Genomic DNA, 18,814 nt, shown 5'->3' with positions numbered 1-18,814 from the left:
CGAAACTCACGATTGGCAGTAAAACATCACAAGCATATGTGACAAGGAAGTCACAACAATCGAATTCACTTTTCAGGCTATGTGTCTGCACGAGCCAAAGTGCCTCCAAGGATGGAATGATGAGTCAATTCATCAAGCAGCTCAAGCCTCCGAATCGCCCCGCAGAGATTGGTCGGGCCTTCGCAGAATGCCTAGCGGAGATAAAAACAGGCCCCTGGAAGTTCATCCAGCTGAGAGGTGAAACATTCGCTGCCGAGAATCTCACAGATGACGATGTCGACCTGCTCGGGACACGAGAATCGGTCAATGTGCTGTTAAAGACCTGTTTCGAATGGGTGAGAGCGGGCCGCTGTCATATCCGTATTCGCAGCCGCAAAGAAAATAAAATTGAGTTCACTCTCTTCTCACTGGATGGCCGCCAGTCCGCGTTGTTTGACCTCTGGATGACTTTGCCTCAGTTGGATCGCGGACGAAGTTCTCTCACTTACGAAGCTTGTCAATCTGCGGTGATTGACGCGAACGAATCGATACAAAGGCTGCCGCTTGATATCGAAGCCTCTGTTTACGTTCAACACTTGATCTGCAAGAAGAAGAATCTTAACACCCCGACCGTTCAACACCGACTGACCACCTATTTCCAACGCTTTCTTGAGAGCCGAAACGTCGAGCTACGCGATGTGGTCTCTTCGATCCTGTTAAACGAAACAGTCTCCCCGACCGCCGAGCAAATTAGTCTTCAGTATCTGAAAAGGAACCTGAATACGAGTCATCTGAAACGGAACCAGCAACAGACATCGACAATTATCGCCAAACTCCAGACAGCGGGAATTGGAACTCCGCGACACTCGTCAATGGTGACAATGATTGGATGCGACGGAGCCGGTAAAACGACTCTGGCACATGAACTCAAAAAGCATGACACAAAGATCGGCCGCATCAAAACCGGCAAACATTTCTATCGAAAATCGCTCAGCTACAAATTGGCAGTCATCTTCATTCGCCCACTGCTCTTTCAAGACCGCGAAAGATTCGATGAGATCCTCGCTCCATTTGTTTACTTGCGGGCATGCCTCGGACTGCGACTGATGTTGCTGTTCTCGTCAAAAAACAGCTCAACTCTGATTGACCGGTCACTGATCGACTTCCTGTACGTCGATCGAAAAACGGATGCGCCGCGTTTTTCAAAGTTCCATTGGCTTCGCAATCTCTTTGGCGTGCGAATTCCGAATGTTCATTGCATCGCCAGTCATGAGACGGTCATGAAACGAAAACAGGAAGTGACCAAACAGGGTCACTTCAGATATGACGAGGACATGTTTCAGGAGTTTGCCCTACGCTGCCCGACGGACGCTGTTCTTTTCAACAATGATGGAGAGCTCGACGCTTCCAGAATTGCAATGCAGCGGATACTCTCGAAAAGCGGAGTTTGCACCGTGTCGAACGACATGCCTGAGCATGTTGCCCAACATAATAACCGAAACGCCGCGTAGAGTATTTCCAGGACCAGTCCGGAAACTATTGGAATGATCACCTTTCTCAGTGTTTGAGAGAGCAGATTCAAGTTTCAGGATCGGTTCTAATTAAAACCAGTCCGAAAACCTCTGAAATAGCCAGTGGCTTAGATTCCGTGGAACAGTTTGCTCAAGCGGGCCTGTAATTCGGGGTATTTCTTCAGCCTATGCAGTTGCCTGGGTGCGAAGCTGAGGTCGGCTTCGCGAGCTGCGGGCTCGACGTTTTTCTCGATCGTAGCGACCATGCGATCCAGATCGGAGAGCAGATACTGCCCCCCGCGGCGGCGTTTGGTGCAATCGAGGATGACACGCAAGTAATCAAATCCGAGTTGCTGCTCGTAGGTCAGCCAGTCGTTAGGGTCAAATTCAAAATCGATGATGACGATCTTTTTTCCATCGCGACTGATGAGAAAGTTTCCCAAGTTCATGTCGAGGTGAGTCACACCTTGTTCGTGCATGAGCCGAATCGCTGGCAAAAGTTTCTCGAAGACGTCCCAAAAGCGAGACCGATGCTGGACTAGATATCGGGAAACTCGCTCCCAGTCGAACCACGAACAAGCTATCGCGTCATCAGATCGCCAGAGCGGTTGAGGAGACAGGTCAACTGCGGAGAGTTTTGAATAAGCTGTCCACTCCCGTTCCAGCCGTCCCGCTGAATCGAGTGGGTAAATCGGATCTTCAGGTTTCACCGGATCTTTTGGTCCCCGATGCGGGCTGTTCACACGAACAACCGCGACGCGCGCATCATTATGAATGGCGTAGAAAATTTCGTCGTAGCTTTCCGAAGTCGAAGCAGGCACGAGACGAATTGGCTTCTCCCAATCGTTCGAGAGTCGTTGTTCGAGTTCACGTCGCTTGGGTGAAATTAACGCGTGTTGGTAGCGGCGTTTCAACCATCGAATGGAAAATGACATAATTCAACAGGATCTTGAAACTGAATTAAAAATATCATTTGGCCGCATCGAGATTTCCCCGAACACACGTTCGAACGTTGCCTCGCTGCGGACAGCAATTTTACTGGTAAAACGAGTTCAACACGGTATTGGTCGAGCGAAATGTTCTACTGCATTTTCAATGCTTGTCGTGCTCAAGAAGCTCACACTTTTGACTTCACAGACTGCCTGCGACGAGGTAGTACGAAAGTCCAATCTTGGATTTGCTTTAGACGTGACAAACTGCAACCAAGTCCATTAACCCGACCCCGGGGACTCGCACAAGTTCCGGGTAGTCATCATGCGGCTCACCGTCGACGACCATTCGGTTGATCAGCTGATACTCCTCTTCGTAGCGATCAGAAGTGTATTTTTCGACGCGTGAGAAGTGGCGTTCCATCATCGTAATCAGATCCACACCGATTTCGCGTGAACGCTCACCGATAAACTTTCCGTACTCGATCGACTCTTCATGGAAGTAAATCTCAGCGATGATCGCGATTCCGCCAGGTTTCAGCACACGACGAATCTCCCGAATGCAAGCTTCCAGGTCAGGAGGAATCGTCAGCACACGGGAAATGAGGACGGAATCGTATGTTCCATCAGGAAAGCTCATATCCTGAACATCTTCGTTGAAATCGACAGTTGTCTGGAGAAGATCAGCGGTATGATATGTCCCAAAAAATGATTGGAGTTGCGGTTTCAGGCAGTCTTCAGGAGCGATATGCAGGATCGACTTTTGATCGGCTGACCAGTTTCCGTAAACTTCATCAAAGACCAGATGCATCATCCGATGTCTTTCAACGGACGAACAACCAAGGCATTTTGAGTCAACCCGAGTCACTGCGGGCGACTTGCTGACAATTTTGTCTTTGAAGGGGCCTCGGTAGTTGCAGATCGGACAGGTAAAATGCTCTCTCCCCGGGTAAATTGTGCGGTAGAGTCCCGGTCTGACTGCCTGCTTAATGCGCTCTGCCCAGAGTTGTCTCATAGCGTCGCACCCTCATCCTTGATGGTGATTGAATTCTAAAAATCATTGTCACAGCAGTTCCGCTGAGCCGTTTTCTTTTGAATCCTACCTGACTTGCCGACCTTGCTGATAGATCAATTTTGGAGAATCTTACGTGATTGATGCCGTATTCAGATTGACTGAATCACGTACATCCCTCTGCAACGACTGAGACTGTCACCGACAAGAATCTCTCAAACAGTCCACTACTCAAACAGCCAGCTCGAGCATCCGGCCGGGCTTTTCCAATTCTCATTGAATTCAAAGAGTGTGTTTACCGTTCACATAAATTTAACGGCAAAGACATGACTTGTTTATTTTAAAGTTTAAAGTAGATTCAAAGATAACGAGCAGGCCATCCTACCTGCCTCCAATCTTCCAAGAACGCATCAACCTTCTCGGACGAGACTCTGCGAGGAGTCTCAGTCTGCGAACGATACTTTACGAAGAGTATAAGTCTTTAGCGATTAACGCTTTACTATCGAGCAAGAGGCTCGAACTCTACCCACTGAATTTGGAAGGAGCACAAATTCAATGAATCGGCCACCTATCCCGGCAGAGGCAGAAGCCAGCCTGCAGCCAGTTTTTCAATTTCCCAAAAGCCTGATCCAACCCGTAATGATGCCATGGATGTGGCTCGTCGATCAGGGGCTGTTCGGGGAAAAAAGACTGGAAACCCACGTTGTCATGACTGGTTTCCCCCGCAGTGGAACCACGCTTGCCCAACTCATGGTGGAGGCATGCATCGGTGATCTCAAAGCATATGGAAAAGAACGCCGAGCATTGGAAATCGCACGGTTTGGTTCACGTGCATCAAAGTTTCTACTCACGAAACGGCCTCGTGATATCTTTCTGATTGATGAAATACGAGAGTATTATTCAGAACGCAGTGTTAATTTAAAGTTTATTCTTTTCATCCGTGACCCTCGTGACATATTAACTTCTTACCATATCAACAAACCGAACGAATACTACGTCTCGACCATTAGATGGAAGACTATCCACGAGTATTGGAAACTCGCAATCGAGGGATCAGACACCGTTGTCGTGAAGTATGAAGAATTCGTTTCGAACCCAGCGAAGACCCAGCAACAGCTTTCAGATTTCATCGGCTGGAATGTGATCCACCCCTTTGAGGAGTTCCACAAACATGTCCCGAAAGGGTTTGACGTGGGAGCCCTCAACGGAGTTCGCAAGCTTGATACAAAAAACAGCCAACGCTGGAGAAAAGAGTGTTACACTGAGCGAATTTGCGAATTATTGAGAGAAGAGGATCTTGCACTGACAAGTCGACTGATCCAACTCGGGTACGAACCTGATGATTCCTGGGCAGAAGAATACCTTGCAGACAAGTCCGTAAAAACCAAGAAAGTAGCATGATTCACTAAGTGAATTATGCTACGAGGTCGAAACCTGTTGAACCTTCATTTCTGAGTGCAAAGTTTGTATCTGCTGCAACCCGTAAACGATGCTTATCCTGCTTTCGCCGTCGGGGTTTCGCCGCGATGGTTGAGGAAACCCTGTCCCCAAGTACTGTTTTCTATCAACTCCTGAGTCACTCCGCCGGAGTCGCGAAACTGTTCGAACCTTGTCCAGGCTGAAGCGATTCGACGTTGAACCTTCTTCTCCCCAAGAGAACGAAACCAGTTGGCAACAGGGAGCCAGGCTGGGTCACCGAACCCGTCGATCATGTACATTTGCCATGAACCATCAGCTTTATGTTGCATCGCAAGATTGTGATCGAGAAAGGATCTTGTGAGCACAACATGCTTCAGCATAAATTCGCTGAATTGATCAAACGCAGGTCGAAACTGATCCAGTTCGTAGCCTGTTGAAATCAGTTCCCGCAAACTTCGAGAGATTCTCCCATCCGCATCCCGCACGAGGTCAAGAACCATTCCCGGGCCGAGATCAGTCTCAACCATCCCGTGATAGAGCGGTAAATGCTGCTGCATTTCCGGACCAATCCGCTTGAATATCTTCGTGAGAATCTGTCGCTCATGGGCGTTGTTGTCGTAGGTTCTGCGGAAACGTGCAGGGACAAATCCGGTTTTCTTCCCGCGAATTGTTTTGTCCTCGTCTTGCCTCAAGACTTTCACGCACTTGCCTGGATCGTCGGGATGCGTAAAGCACAGCCGACGGCCTCCCACGCCGAATGGTGTTTTCTCTTTCAGAAGGATTGGCTGTCCTTGATGAATTTTCAGTTCTCCACTTGTCATGTTTCGGCGTCCTTTGGGGATCGTCCTTGAATCAGCGTCGCATACAATCGACCAGCAGATCTGGAAATCTGGCAGTACGATGTTCAACCAGAATCGTGGACAGATTACGGACTCGGTCGCCATCGCTGCAAGATCAGTCTGTCCCTCACCGAGAGACATCTTGACACCGGAGAATGTTTGCAAGATGCTTTCCTGAAAGGACTTTTTGTCATCAACATCGCCAACTTCAAATATCTGTTGGCATCTCACTATAAAGATCTTATGAGCGAAGGATCGTCCATGTTGGATCAAACGACTTCGATACTTTCGGAGGAAACTCTCAATGGGCCAGAGACAGTGGTCCTCAAAGAGCCGTTTCCAATTTTGATTGCATCGAATCAGCTGCCAGCGAATCTCGCTGAAGAGATTGACCGGGACTTCCCCCAATACACGGGAGCTGGTTATTTACCGCACGAAGAGAAAGACTGCGGACCGACCATCAATACAATTGTCAGCGAGATGACATCTCGCGAGTTTGCGAACAGTCTTGGAAAGCATCTCGGTGTTCCGAACCTGGGTGATTACCCAACGATGGTTTCCATTTGCCGGTCGCTCAACAAGAAACATGGAAACATCCATACCGACAGCAATTCGAAGATCGTAACTTGCCTGCTCTACCTGAATCCGGGTTGGATGCAAAACAGTGAAGGTTGCCTCCGATTCCTGCGGCGGATCGATAGCTTCGAAGATATGGTCGCTCCGGAGATTCGCCCCGTTTATGGCTCGCTGGCTGCATTTCGTCGTGCTGACAACTCCTTCCACGGACACCTCCCGTACGAGGGTGAACGCCGTGTGATTCAAGTTGCCTGGCTCACAAGCGAAGAGGAAAAGCTACGTAAAACGAAACGGGGAAAAATGTCTCGTTTCTTAAAATGGATGACCAGTTCGCTGGGCAAATGATCCTCAAGCCGTTTTCGAATTTGTGTGGGCGTTTAGCCTCGTTGAGTCCAGTCTCTTTTCTGGGCGAACGATTCCTTCACATGCACAGAAAGCACGCTCAGAGCCTGTTTTCGGACCAGTTCCAAAACATCGTCAGCGAAACGCCTCGAAGACCTGTCAGGTTTCGAGGCGTTTTTTTATTCTGTTGCAGTTAATTGAATACTTATCAGGAGAGATGGATTGCCTTCCGAATCTGAGATGGACTCACAGATTGATCGCGAAGAACTGGTTATTCAGTATCTGGATCAGATTCCGTATGCGCCTTATCCGGTGCAGGAGGATGCGTTACTCACCTGGTTTGGCGAGGGGGAAGGAATTCTTGTCTGTGCTCCGACCGGGACAGGCAAAACGCTCATCGCAGAGGCCGCGATGTTCGAAGCGCTGCACACGGGCAAAGTTGCATACTATACCACTCCATTGATCGCGCTCTCCGAACAGAAGTTTGATGAATTGCAAGAAGCCGCTGAGCGATGGGGATTCTCTCGGGATGATGTGGGGCTGATCACCGGAAATCGACGCGTCAATCCAAACGCTCCGGTGCGTGTGGTAGTTGCTGAGATCTTACTGAATCGACTTCTCGGAGCTGAAGAGTTTGACTTCGACAACGTTTCTTCCGTAGTGATGGACGAGTTCCATAACTTCAACGACCCGCAACGTGGCGTCGTTTGGGAACTTTCGCTTGCACTGCTACCGAAGCATGTACGATTGATGCTACTCTCTGCGACAGTCGGGAACTCCGTTGACTTTTTGATGTGGCTGCGACGCGAACACGATCGCAAGATTCAGCTGATTCAGGAGAGTGAGCGAAAGGTGTCGCTGCAGTTCAATTGGGTCGGCGATGAATTGCTGGGAGAGCAACTTGAGCAAATGCAGGACGGGACGGAAGAAACCCGCAAGACTCCTGCTCTCGTGTTCTGTTTCAACCGCCAGGAATGCTGGACCGTTGCCGAGCAACTTAAAGGAAAAAGCCTTTTGGGAAATGGTCAGCAGAAAGCACTGGCAGCGCGGCTTGATGAATGGGATTGGAAGATTGGAGCGGGGCCTAAACTGAAACAGCTTCTGATGCGTGGAGTGGGAGTTCACCACGCGGGAATGCTGCCGCGGTATCGGCGTCGTGTCGAAACATTGTTCCAGGAGAAATTGCTCTCCGTTTGCATCTGTACCGAAACACTCGCTGCCGGAATCAATTTGCCTGCCAGATCGGTTGTGATGACAACTCTTCTGAAAGGTCCACCGGGGAAGAAATCACTGGTCGATGCCAGTTCGGCTCATCAAATTTTCGGCCGTGCTGGGCGTCCGCAGTTTGATACCGAAGGATATGTCTTCGCGATGTCACACGAAGATGACGTAAAAATCGCCCGGGCCAAGGCGCAGTACGACCAGATTCCAGAAGACACCAAAGACCCGAACCTGATTCGGATGAAGAAAAAACTCAAGAAGAAGATGCCATCGCGCCGGGCTAACGAGCAATACTGGAACGAAGAACAGTTCCAGAAAGTAATCGATGCGCCGCCACGAAACCTTTCCAGTCGCGGAGACTTGCCATGGCGTTTGCTGGCATACTTATTGAAGGTCTCTCCCGACGCGGATCGATTGCGAAAATTCGCCAACAAGCGACTTCTCTCAGTCAAAGATAAAGAGAAAGTCAATGAGCGACTCACCAAGCAGTTATTGACTCTCTACTCCGGTGACTTCATCGAGCTTGAACCGCCACCTCCGGAGAATGCCGTAAAAGTCTTTCGGGACTGGCCAATCCCCAAAGACCTTTCTGCTCCTCCCGCAGAAGTGGAACCAGTCGAGGAAGAGGAAGAATTCGGAGCGGGCTTGGAGCCTGCACCTTCCGATGAATCCGAAAGTGGACAAGCTGAAGAGGACTCGAAAGACGAAGAAGCCCCTGCGTTGATGGGAACCTTTGGAGCTCTTCTTCAAGAAGCACTGGTGGAAAACTCAGACGACAAAGAAAAGCCCAGCACCGTTAAGAAAATCATCCACCCTTCTCTCGTCGACCAGAAAGAAGAATACATTCCGCACCGGGCAACTCCGACCGAGAGAATGTCTCAGCTACTCAGCTTTCGTGGTTGCCATCCAATCTATGGAACCTATCTACTGGATCATCTGGGCATTGCAGACAAAGCCGAACGGATTCAACTTTTGGAAAGCGTCTTAGAAATTCCCGGATCAATGATTCGAGACGTCCGCGTTCCTGGTCCGGAAGAGCTCCCGCCGGGACCGCTGGCGCTGCACCGGATTGATCCCGAATTGATGAGCCGTGGTCTGATTTCTCAAGCAGAACTTGACCCCGATTCCGTGGAACCGGAACTTGACAACTTTGGTCGAGAAATCCGCGTCTGGTCGGTCCCACTCGGAGACAAAATGCGGAGGCTGTTTGATTCAGACTATCCTCACGTTAACGATTTGAGGACGCGATCCGCTTGGGTTGTTGGCCAACTGCTGCACTTCGGCGGCGACTTTCAAAAGTACGTCACCACGAAAGATCTCACCAAACAGGAAGGCGTCATCTTTCGACATTTACTACGCATGATTCTCTTGTGCCAAGAGTTTAGCCAGTTCTGCCCTGTTGGAGCTGAACATAAAGAGTGGTCCGCAGAGATGAACGAGATCAGCGATCAACTGACCGAAACCTGTCGGCAAGTCGACCCCGAGAGTACTGACAAAGCACTCGAAGCAATGGCATCCAGCCCAGACATCACACAAGGTTGAGCATAAAAAATTTGCCGGACACTTCACTCCGAAGTGCCCGGCAAAAGAATTCACCCCTGTTGGTCTACAAACTCCAGCCGGTGCGAGGTTCGCGCCCGAGGAATTTGTTGGCGTCTGCAACATTGGTAATTTTCATGTTTGCAGCGTCCCATTCGATCTTCTCACCCGCACGGAATGCGACATTCCCGAGATGGTTTGCCTCGGTGAGTGGCCCGGCATAACTGAACGGGCTTCCTGTCGGCGTCCCCTCTTTGCAGGCGATGAGCCATTCTTCGTGGTGTCCGGGTGAGTTCTCAATGAACTGTTCAGGACGTTTGAAGTCTTCGAACTTCTCTTCGGGCAAGAGAACGTGCTTGCCATAATCGGAAAGCAGCATTCCATCATCACCGACAAAGAGGACGCCGCTGCCCCATTGTGGAATTCCGCCATCCTTCCAGATGTCCGGCTTATGCTCTCCCTGATGCCAAGTCAGTGTACACGCTGGCATATCGCCGCGAGCGTTGTACTCATAAACAGCAGACATCGACGCCGGTGCGATTTCCGGATGAGGCTTCGGACCGAAGGCTTCGATAGAAGTCGGAGCATCGAGATTCAAGGCCCAGAACGGAAGATCGTTCCAGTGGCTGCCAAGGTCGGACATGGTCCCATTTCCGAAATCCCACCATCGATACCATTTTGGTCCTGGGAAGTAGACTTCGTGATATGGTCTCATCGGAGCGGGGCCGACCCACAAATCCCAGTCGAGGTAGCTCGGCGGAGTCATCGCTTCTTTCGGACGCTCGCTAACGAAGACGCGATCTTTATGCTTCTTCGAATCTTCTTCGCTTTGAAGTCCCCATGCACGTGAAACCCACACGTGGGCTTCACGAACCGGACCAATGGCACCGGACTGGATCAGTTCGACGACTCGCCTGTAATTTGGCATGCCGTGAATCTGTGTGCCCATCTGTGTTGCGACGCCCGCCTTGGCAGCTTCATTCATCACCAGACGTGACTCAACCACATTGTGCGTCAGTGGTTTTTCACAGTAAACATGTTTTTTTAACTTGAGAGCCGGCATGGTGGCATAAGCGTGTACATGCTCTGGAGTGCTGACGACGACTGCATCGATGTCGTCAGTATTGTCTTCGTACAACTTGCGGAAGTCAGCATACTTCCGGGCTTCAGGAAAGAGCTTCGAAGCGATTCCCAAGTTCTGCTTGTTTACATCACACAGTGCCACAACGTTGACGCCAACGTGGTTTTGCCGCGTAATCGAACGAAGATTCGAACCGCCACGGCCACCGACTCCGATGAAGGCAATATTTAATTTTTCATTGGGAGACTTAGCGAGCAGGTTGCCGGGCTTGGTCATTGCCACCGTTGCAGCGGCTGCCGACGTTGCGAGGAAGTCGCGACGGCTGAAGTTTGTCTGTGACATCATTTTATCCGTTTCTGAGAAAACATTCTGGAGGTCATTGAGTATAACGAATCGATCTACGATTGCATCAATCGACAACGATATCACCCAGTATGCGCGTTCCAATCAATATGGTGAACCCTATTCTTTCAAACACTCCTTTGACCTGAGTCCTCACATTCATCCATCGCACTTAAACCACTCTTTTTCATCTACAGCAAGAATTCGCTCCCATTTCTCGCCAAATGAAAATTCGCTCGCTAGGATGTGAAGTCTGAAGATTCTGGAATAGCTCCAACGTTTCAATCGATTCTGACATATGAGCTTCCAGTCATGTTCCCAATGAATTGAAGTGGTGTCATTTTGGCGAGTGAAAAAAAAGACTTCGATGATTTCCTGGAAAAGTTCAAACGTCATCACGACGTGATGGTGGATGAACTACATAAAGTCATTGTTGGACAGGATGATGTCATCGAACAGATTCTGTCTGCCATCTTCACCGGTGGACACTGCTTGCTGGTTGGTGTCCCTGGATTGGCGAAAACGCTGATCGTCAGCACCATTGCAAGAATCCTCGATGTCCAGTTTCATCGAATTCAATTTACCCCCGACTTGATGCCGTCGGATATTACCGGAACGAACGTGCTGGAAGAGTCCGAAGACGGGAAGCGGCATTTTCGATTTGTCCAAGGTCCGGTCTTCACCAACATTCTTCTGGCCGATGAAATCAACCGGACACCGCCGAAGACTCAGGCAGCCTTGCTTCAGGCGATGCAGGAACACGAAGTGACCGCAGGTCAGAATACGTATGACCTCCCCGATCCATTCTTTGTCATCGCAACCCAAAACCCGATTGAGCAAGAGGGAACCTATCCCCTGCCCGAAGCGCAGCTCGACCGATTCATGTTCAACATTAAAGTTGATTACCCGAATCTTGAAGAGGAAGAACAAATCCTCACGACAACCACACGTGGTGAGAAAACAGACGTCCGCAAAGTTCTCTCCGCGAAGTCAATTCAATACCTCCAACGTCAAATCAACCAAATCGAAGTCGCTCCGATCTTGATCACCTATGTCGCGAGACTTGTTCGAGCGACGCGCCCCGGGGATGGTGGGACGCCAGATTTCATCAAAGAACTTATTGATTGGGGAGCCGGTCCACGAGCTGGGCAATACTTGATTCATGGAGCTCGGGCAATCGCAGCCATGGACGGACGCCCGACAATTTCCTTCGGGGACATTCGTCGTGTCGCCATCCCGGTTCTCAGACACCGCATTTCCCCGAACTTCCAGGCACAAGCGGAAGGTTATGATTCCGACATGATCATCACCCGTTTGCTGGAGGAAGTTCCTGAACCCGCAGTCCCCAAATACAGCTAAACATCTTCATCGTTTTTGTTTTAATTGTTTTGTGTGCCCGTGAAGGACTCATTCACTGCTTCGTGGCGAACAGCATTTTCATGAGAGAAAAGCGTTCATCACGGACACTCAGTAGAGCAGACTGCTCTAAGCATCAAGACGCTTTTATGACTCGCGTCACTCAAGTGGCAACCTTTGAGAACTTCACGAAGGCTTGGTAGTTCACGCTGCTAAAACGCTATTGACCGAATCCACAAGATAGATACAATCGGTTCATATGGGAATATCGGCAACTTTGAGACAACCGGTAGACCGAAGAAGCTTGGCGGACCTTCAGGAAGAAGGAACTTCGAACAGGGCTGTCTTCACAACTCCATTGTATTCATTGACTTACAATGAATATCAAAGTTGAAAGTTGACCTGAAGCACTTCATTCGAAGACGCCTAGTGCCAGCTTGCGTGGACAAGCTGAACCAATGGAGGGAGCACAAAATGGAGGGTGCACAGTGAAGACCGTATTTACAACTGGCGAAGCCGCCAAGATTTGTAAAGTCAGCCAACAAACAATCATCCGCTGCTTCGATTCGGGACAACTCAAAGGATTTCGAGTTCCTGGCTCTAAATTTCGCAGAATTCCTCGCGATGTCCTCTACAAGTTTATGAAGGACAACGGAATTCCCACTGACGCTCTAGAGAGTGGGAAACGTAAAGCACTCGTCGTCGATGACGATCCGGATCTTGTCGAATTGCTGCAAGATGTCCTCGAATCAGATGGCAGATTTGAAGTGCGCGCCGTCAACAACGGGTTCGATGCCGGGATGATGGTCAAAGAGTATCGCCCAGACATCATCGTCTTAGACGTCATGCTGCCAGACATCAACGGAAAAGAAGTCTGTCAACGTGTTCGCACAGACCCAGCCATGGATGATGTGAAAATCATTTGCATCTCCGGAATGGTGGAAGCAGACAAAATCGACAGCTTGCGTGAAGCAGGAGCCAACGACTTTTTACAAAAGCCATTTGAAATGGAAACGGTTCTTGAGCGAGTCTGCAAACTTCTCGACATGGAAGTTGGCGCAAAGAATTAAGGAAGCCCGAAAGCCCCTTCTAGCCAAGGCCTCCTTTGCAGGACTCGGAATCAACCTGCTTATTCCCGGACCTGCAATTCTTCGTCCTCGATCAGCAGCCTCAATTCGATCAACATTGTTTGCGGCTTTCACGGGCCGCAAACTATTGCCGATCCAATAGAGCAATTTGAAAAGATGTACGCGAACCGTCTCGTGGACACGAGTGATTCATCACATGAAAAGCGTTTTTCGCGGACATAAAACGCATAGAAAAACGCTCAATGGAATCAGAGTTTTCTTCGAGAATTGCGAGTGCCAACTTGAGTCTTAGGATCAATTCAAAAACACTCGCATTCCCGAGTGTCGAGAGCCTCGTCTCTGCAACACTTCCCTTTTCGACTGCGGAAGACCTCATTGAACGCCTCACCACAATCTGGTGTGAGGCGTTGATGCTGGAAGAGTGCATCTTTGTCTGGCGGAATTCGTTCACTCGGCAAGGAGAATTTTCGTACATCGATCAGCAACATAAGATCGTTCGGTCAACTTTCCCCGGATCAGTTCCTACGGAATCACTCTTAACTTCAGTCCAGTCCGCACTCCCCCAGCCTGCACTGGACGATGCACCAGACAAAGGGACTCAATGGCACTGGCTTGAATTGAACCTGGATGGAACAACGATTGGGTATGTCGGGATTGACGATGCGATTCGTGTCGAAGTCCCCGCGAGTTGGCTCTCAATTTCTGCAAAACTTCTGGCGACAGCACTGACCTGGGAATGGAATCTCAGAGAACAAAAGCTGACAGCTTTGGGTGAATACGCAGCCGGTGCTGGACACGAAATCAATAACCCTCTGGCTGCCATTCAAGGCCGCACGGCTCAACTTCTACAAAACGAAACAGACCCGCATCGCCAGCAACTGCTGCAGACAATTGGTTCGCAAACGTATCGAATTCGGGACATGATCGGCGACAGTATGCTGTTCGCTCACCCCCCTGCCCTGAAGCTTGCCGAGCTGGATCTCACTCAGTTGATCGAGACTGTGGTGCATCAGTTCTTGGATGAATTTCATCGCCGCGAAATCTCTCTTTGGGGAAACCGCGACAAAAACACAAAAGTCACCGGTGACGAAACCCAACTCTCAGTGGTCATCGCAGAATTGATTCGCAACTCGTTAAATGCCGTTGACGATGGCGGACGCATCGAAATCGACTGCTACCGCGAAAACGGCAGCGGTCCCCTAAGCAGCGATCCAGTCTCAGACAACGATTCAGCCGGCAGTTCAAATATCCTCCTGCGGATTGCCGACAACGGTTGCGGATTCACGCCGGAACAGAAGCAACATTGTTTCGACCCCTTCTATTCCGGAAGAGAAGCAGGTCGCGGCCTCGGCTTTGGCCTGTCGAAATGTTGGCGGATCGTGACGCAACATCATGGCACAATCGCATTCTCTGAGACAGCATCTGGGCTCACAGAGTTTCATGTCTGCCTCCCTGAGAAGTTCCACGAAAAATGATTCTGGAGCCAGTCCCAAGAAGGTATTCAGGCTGCTCTGCACAATCGGTCAGAATTGGGCTCCACTATTTTCGAAAGACAATGCGAGGAATACCCCCATTGATTCTCTCGCAAGGACGTGTCAGACTTCTTCAATAAAGCAGTTCGCTCTACCATGTCCCCGTGAAGAACGCATTTCTCTAGAAACAGTCCGAAAACCTCTGGAACAGTCGCTTTCCTCAAAGCTTGAGAGAGCAGTTTCAAGTTTCAGGATCAGTTCTAATATCAATGCTGTTCACCACGAGGCAGATCCTGCAAACCAATTCGAAAGATGCTCTAGCCCTGTCGTAAATTGAACTGGCCGAGACCGAAGTGAGTCAAAAGAAACGGAACAAATCCCCCCAATCAGACAAGGCTGCCGCACCTGAATCCGGTTGGGGCACGATGGTGCTGGTCACATTGTTTCTCTGCCGATTTCTTGTCCCGACTGAGGCGGTTGATCAAGGGCACACGCTGTGGATCGCTTCTTTGTGGTTCGGGTTTGCTGCTCTCACTTTTTTTTCACGTTGGCGAGATTTACAAATTGTCCAGTTCCGCTGGTCGTGGCTCGATCTCGCTGTCGCAGCGATGGTTCTCGGACACATTTTTTCCGGCATCATGATCTTCACCGGGACAGGGAACCAGCGTTCGGCTCTCAACATGATGTGGGAATGGGCATCGTTGGGTGTTTTGTGGATGATGCTCAAACTGCACCTTCAGAACCGCCAGACCAAGCCGCTGCTTCTGAATGCCATTGTCGTGATGGTTGTCGCCTTGAGTCTTCTTGGAATCTGGCAGCACTACGTCTGGTTCCCACAACAGGCCCAAGCTTACGAAGCACTCGTTGATTACACTCAACGAACGCAATCGGGCAAGAAGCTTTCATCTGAGGAACGGCAAGAGTTTCAAAAATTGACTGACGAGTACGGCACCGAAGTCGCAACACTCGATGCCTCAGCCAGAATGTCGATGCTCTCCAGAGTCCGAGACAGCGTCGAGCCGATTGGGCGTTTCGCGCTTACGAACTCGTTTGCCACGTTATTGATCGCCGCCCTGTTTCTACTTGTGAATCCACTTTTTTTCGCACAAGGCAAAGCAAATCGAAGCAATGCCATCGTACTGGGTTGCGCATTGATATTCGTACTGTTCTGTTTAATACTGACAAAATCGCGATCCGCCTGGGGCGGGACAATCGCTGGTGCAGTCCTCTTGATCTTGCTTCAATGGAAACGTTCACGCGTTGTCATCACATTTCCACGTTGGGCAGTCCCCGCAGCCATGCTTCTGCTGACGATCCTGATCGGTTGGGCAACCATGACCGGGGGACTCGATCCACAAGTGATCTCGGAAGCTCCCAAAAGTTTGCAGTACCGATTGGAATACTGGACGTCGACAGCTCAGCTGTTAAGAGACAATCCCGTGTTCGGTGCCGGACCGGGCAACTTTCGTCAGCTCTACCTGAAGTACAAACTGCCAGGCGCAAGTGAAGAGATCATCGACCCGCACAATCTCTTTCTAGGAATCTGGGCGGGCGGCGGACTTCTTGCACTCATCGGATTGTTACTGTTCATTGCAATGGTGATGAGAAATGGATTGAAGCCCACCGCCGAGACTGGTTCAGCAGTTTTGCCTCCGACCGTTTCCATGCAAGAGCTGATCACTTCTCAAATCCTTCCCATAGCAACCGTGCTCGGAGTTCTCTACCTGATTGAAGGCAGCTTCGAAGTTGTGTTGCTTGGCGTTGGAGGAGTCGCAGTTCTGTTCGCGGTTTTCTTTGTAACAAACATCAATCAACGGGACATTCTCCCGGCATCAATCCTGGCTGCCTCAGTGGCAATTATTGTTCATCTTCTGGCAGCGAGCGGGATTGAAATGCCCGCGATTGTGATGTTGCTCTTTCTGTTTGCCATGCTTGGTGAAGACCAGACAGAACCGCCGCTTCTCTCGACAACTTTCGACAATCGTCGCTTGCTTGGGGTCGCCGGATTGATGACGGTTCTGGCACTCGGTTGTGTGAAGACAGGGCTTGTCCCGGTGCGACTGGCAGCCATCAGCATTCAAACTGGAAATTATCGCCTCATCTCCGAAGGCAACACGCAATTGGCGAAACGAGACTTCGAGGAAGCTGCAACCGCTGATCCGCTCTCTCCAGAACCTCCGCAACAACTGGCGATGTTGAACTATCGTCTTTGGGATCAGTCGAATCGTCGACGGACTGAATTTTTCGAACAGGCGGTTGAAGAACTTGAGCAGTCAATTCGCCTCGACCCGACAGCTGTAGCCCGCATCCGGCTACTCGCAAATCTCTGGGATCGACGATTCAAACAATCCCGGAACGTGGAACATGGACAACGAGCAGTTGAAATTTATCGGCAAGCGGTCGCGCTTTATCCAAACTTTTCCGCTCTTCAGGCAGAGTACGCAATTGCACTCGATAAACTGAGCGAAGATGCAACAAGTGTTGCTCAGTTTGCTCTTGAACTCGATGACTTAAACCGCAGCAACCAGCACACTGACAAAGTTTTAGCTGAGGAGATTCGATCTCAACTCGAAACCATCGTGAGCCCAACCAATTAGAAAATGAGCTGCTATCGCTTCTTTCAATTTACTCGAAAACACATTTGTTAAGCAGATTATCAAACGTACTGTGTCGTCTCATCCGGCCGAAGTGCATTCTGAATCAAGATCAGATAGAAAAAGAATAACCCAGCTGGCAGGAACCAGGAGGAGAGCGGTTCGTTCTGTGCGAATTGCAACGTGCTGACAAAAATTTCCACGAGCAGCAGCATGACAATTGCCATTGAGAACAGAATTTGCCGAGTTATGTTTGGCTTGCCATTTGTCACGGCATCCAATTGATGCACGCCAATTGCGGCTCGCAGAATCGCAGCCAGCACCGGAGCTAAAATCGCGACCGCTACTTCCAGCACATGCCCATCACGCACCGTGTACCGAACCAGAAATGGAGAGGCTGCTATCGCCACGGGAAGCACCCCATCCAACGTCATATGCCTCATATTATGTGTGATCATAGTTCTAAACCGACAATGACCAGGGACGAATCTCCATCACCATGGATGGAATCACAAACAGTCAAACGTGAACAGGGTTCTATTTTCAACAGACAACCGGTGCAGGTCAACAGAACGCTGCAGATCCACGTGATTTTCGCCCTGAACGAATCACAACGGTCACTGAACATTTCTCATCAAGATCAACTTGCCCATTCTCCGTGAAAGACTTCGGTCGCTGGCCCCGTCATATAGACTTCGCCAGACTCCGCCCACTCGAGAGTCAAATCGCCGCCAGGAAGATGACATAGCACCGTTCGGTCTGTCAGCCCATTCAAGACAGCTGCAACCGCAGAGGCACAAGCTCCCGTTCCGCAAGCTTGAGTCTCTCCACTTCCTCGCTCCCAAACCCGCATGATCATTTCCGAGCGTGAAACAATCTGAATAAACTCTGCATTCACACGATTCGGAAACGCAGGATGCACTTCGATTTGCGGACCGATTCCGTGGACCCATTCGTCAGTGACTTCATCGACAAACGTAATGCAGTGCGGGTTTCCCATCGAAATGCAGGTCACCTCCAAAGTCTTCCCCCCCACTTCAAGAGGAGCTTTCAAAGGTGGAGCCCCTTCGAGTGTCGTCGGAATGTCAGGGCCATTGAGGATCGGTTTGCCCATGTTGACTCGAACGCGATCTGCAAGTCCGTCCTCAGCGAACACCTGCAAGGTGAGAACGCCAGCACCGGTTTCAATTTTCAGTTCTTCTTTCCGGGCAATGTCGTGATCAAAAACATACTTCGCAACGCAGCGAATCCCATTACCACACATTTCCGATTCGCTGCCATCGGCGTTGAACATCCGCATGCGAGCATCTCCCTGCTCCGACGGACAAATGAGAATCAGCCCATCTCCACCAATGCCCGTATGTCGATCACTGACTTCCCGAGCCAACGCCGGAATGTCCTGAGGAAGTTGTTCCTCGAAACAGTTAACGTAAACGTAATCGTTTCCTGCTCCGTGCATTTTTGTGAATTTCATCGCAGCCTCTATCTCAATCAATCATCTTGCTTGGTAAATC

14 protein-coding genes are annotated in these 18,814 nt (G+C 50.1%); 8 read left to right on the top strand and 6 right to left on the bottom strand.

What is annotated here, in order from left to right; genetic code table 11:
* The first annotated feature begins 116 nt into the window (after positions 1-116).
* A complete protein-coding gene (locus Mal48_RS02775; protein WP_145195878.1) occupies positions 117-1,490 on the top strand; it encodes a P-loop NTPase family protein in 1,374 nt (457 codons plus the stop codon).
* 128 nt (positions 1,491-1,618) lie between these two features.
* Here the strand turns inward: Mal48_RS02775 and Mal48_RS02770 are convergent, their stop codons facing one another.
* Both Mal48_RS02770 and Mal48_RS02765 read right to left on the bottom strand, forming a co-directional pair.
* Positions 1,619-2,425 carry a phosphotransferase gene (locus Mal48_RS02770; protein ID WP_145195876.1) on the bottom strand — a complete coding sequence of 269 codons (807 nt, stop codon included), beginning with the start codon at positions 2,423-2,425 and terminating at the stop codon, positions 1,619-1,621.
* Between the two features lie 247 nt (positions 2,426-2,672).
* Complete coding sequence (locus tag Mal48_RS02765) at positions 2,673-3,434, bottom strand: class I SAM-dependent methyltransferase (protein ID WP_145195874.1); 762 nt, start codon at positions 3,432-3,434, stop codon at positions 2,673-2,675.
* 552 nt (positions 3,435-3,986) lie between these two features.
* Between Mal48_RS02765 and Mal48_RS02760 the strand changes: the two genes are divergently transcribed.
* The gene (locus Mal48_RS02760; protein WP_145195872.1) at positions 3,987-4,832 is read left to right on the top strand and encodes a sulfotransferase family protein; all 846 of its coding nucleotides are present in this window, start codon (positions 3,987-3,989) and stop codon (positions 4,830-4,832) included.
* A gap of 92 nt (positions 4,833-4,924) precedes the next feature.
* On the opposite strand, the gene Mal48_RS02755 is transcribed toward Mal48_RS02760, so the two are convergent.
* A complete protein-coding gene (locus Mal48_RS02755; RefSeq protein WP_197441989.1) occupies positions 4,925-5,854 on the bottom strand; it encodes a YrbL family protein in 930 nt (309 codons plus the stop codon).
* 96 nt (positions 5,855-5,950) lie between these two features.
* Here Mal48_RS02755 and Mal48_RS02750 point away from each other — a divergent pair, with 96 nt between their 5' ends.
* Positions 5,951-6,610 carry a 2OG-Fe(II) oxygenase family protein gene (locus tag Mal48_RS02750; RefSeq protein ID WP_145195870.1) on the top strand — a complete coding sequence of 220 codons (660 nt, stop codon included), beginning with the start codon at positions 5,951-5,953 and terminating at the stop codon, positions 6,608-6,610.
* A 219-nt stretch (positions 6,611-6,829) separates the two neighbouring features.
* The gene (locus Mal48_RS02745) at positions 6,830-9,370 is read left to right on the top strand and encodes a DEAD/DEAH box helicase (protein WP_231739874.1); all 2,541 of its coding nucleotides are present in this window, start codon (positions 6,830-6,832) and stop codon (positions 9,368-9,370) included.
* Positions 9,371-9,434: 64 nt separating this feature from the next.
* On the opposite strand, the gene Mal48_RS02740 is transcribed toward Mal48_RS02745, so the two are convergent.
* Positions 9,435-10,790, bottom strand: coding sequence for a Gfo/Idh/MocA family protein (locus tag Mal48_RS02740; protein ID WP_197442273.1), 1,356 nt, complete (start codon positions 10,788-10,790; stop codon positions 9,435-9,437).
* A 342-nt stretch (positions 10,791-11,132) separates the two neighbouring features.
* Between Mal48_RS02740 and Mal48_RS02735 the strand changes: the two genes are divergently transcribed.
* From Mal48_RS02735 to Mal48_RS02720, 4 genes are all read left to right on the top strand, one after another.
* The gene (locus Mal48_RS02735) at positions 11,133-12,149 is read left to right on the top strand and encodes an AAA family ATPase (RefSeq protein ID WP_145195867.1); all 1,017 of its coding nucleotides are present in this window, start codon (positions 11,133-11,135) and stop codon (positions 12,147-12,149) included.
* A 485-nt stretch (positions 12,150-12,634) separates the two neighbouring features.
* Positions 12,635-13,216, top strand: coding sequence for a response regulator (locus Mal48_RS02730; RefSeq protein ID WP_197441988.1), 582 nt, complete (start codon positions 12,635-12,637; stop codon positions 13,214-13,216).
* A 299-nt stretch (positions 13,217-13,515) separates the two neighbouring features.
* The gene (locus Mal48_RS02725; protein WP_197441987.1) at positions 13,516-14,709 is read left to right on the top strand and encodes an ATP-binding protein; all 1,194 of its coding nucleotides are present in this window, start codon (positions 13,516-13,518) and stop codon (positions 14,707-14,709) included.
* 350 nt (positions 14,710-15,059) lie between these two features.
* On the top strand, positions 15,060-17,303 hold the full coding sequence (locus Mal48_RS02720) for an O-antigen ligase family protein (protein WP_145195861.1): 2,244 nt from the start codon (positions 15,060-15,062) through the stop codon (positions 17,301-17,303).
* Between the two features lie 59 nt (positions 17,304-17,362).
* Here the strand turns inward: Mal48_RS02720 and Mal48_RS02715 are convergent, their stop codons facing one another.
* Both Mal48_RS02715 and dapF read right to left on the bottom strand, forming a co-directional pair.
* The gene (locus Mal48_RS02715) at positions 17,363-17,758 is read right to left on the bottom strand and encodes a hypothetical protein (protein WP_197441986.1); all 396 of its coding nucleotides are present in this window, start codon (positions 17,756-17,758) and stop codon (positions 17,363-17,365) included.
* A gap of 182 nt (positions 17,759-17,940) precedes the next feature.
* Entirely contained in the window at positions 17,941-18,774 is an 834-nt protein-coding gene (gene dapF / locus Mal48_RS02710; RefSeq protein ID WP_145195857.1) for a diaminopimelate epimerase, read from the bottom strand.
* Positions 18,775-18,814 lie beyond the last annotated feature (40 nt).

It is taken from the genome of Thalassoglobus polymorphus (assembly GCF_007744255.1).
In the GTDB taxonomy this organism is placed as follows: Bacteria; Planctomycetota; Planctomycetia; order Planctomycetales; family Planctomycetaceae; genus Thalassoglobus; species Thalassoglobus polymorphus.
The sequence above is the reverse complement of the archived record's forward strand: the minus strand, read 5'-3'. Positions and strand labels throughout refer to the sequence as shown.

What these genes read in the sequence shown, in the direction of transcription:
- Mal48_RS02770 (WP_145195876.1), bottom strand. Translation starts at nt 2,425, where the DNA reads ATGTCATTTTCCATTCGATGGTTGAAACGCCGCTACCAACACGCGTTA.
- Mal48_RS02750 (WP_145195870.1), top strand. Translation starts at nt 5,951, where the DNA reads ATGTTGGATCAAACGACTTCGATACTTTCGGAGGAAACTCTCAATGGG.
- dapF (WP_145195857.1), bottom strand. Translation starts at nt 18,774, where the DNA reads ATGAAATTCACAAAAATGCACGGAGCAGGAAACGATTACGTTTACGTT.
- Mal48_RS02765 (WP_145195874.1), bottom strand. Translation starts at nt 3,434, where the DNA reads ATGAGACAACTCTGGGCAGAGCGCATTAAGCAGGCAGTCAGACCGGGA.
- Mal48_RS02740 (WP_197442273.1), bottom strand. Translation starts at nt 10,790, where the DNA reads ATGTCACAGACAAACTTCAGCCGTCGCGACTTCCTCGCAACGTCGGCA.
- Mal48_RS02775 (WP_145195878.1), top strand. Translation starts at nt 117, where the DNA reads ATGATGAGTCAATTCATCAAGCAGCTCAAGCCTCCGAATCGCCCCGCA.
- Mal48_RS02760 (WP_145195872.1), top strand. Translation starts at nt 3,987, where the DNA reads ATGAATCGGCCACCTATCCCGGCAGAGGCAGAAGCCAGCCTGCAGCCA.
- Mal48_RS02715 (WP_197441986.1), bottom strand. Translation starts at nt 17,758, where the DNA reads ATGATCACACATAATATGAGGCATATGACGTTGGATGGGGTGCTTCCC.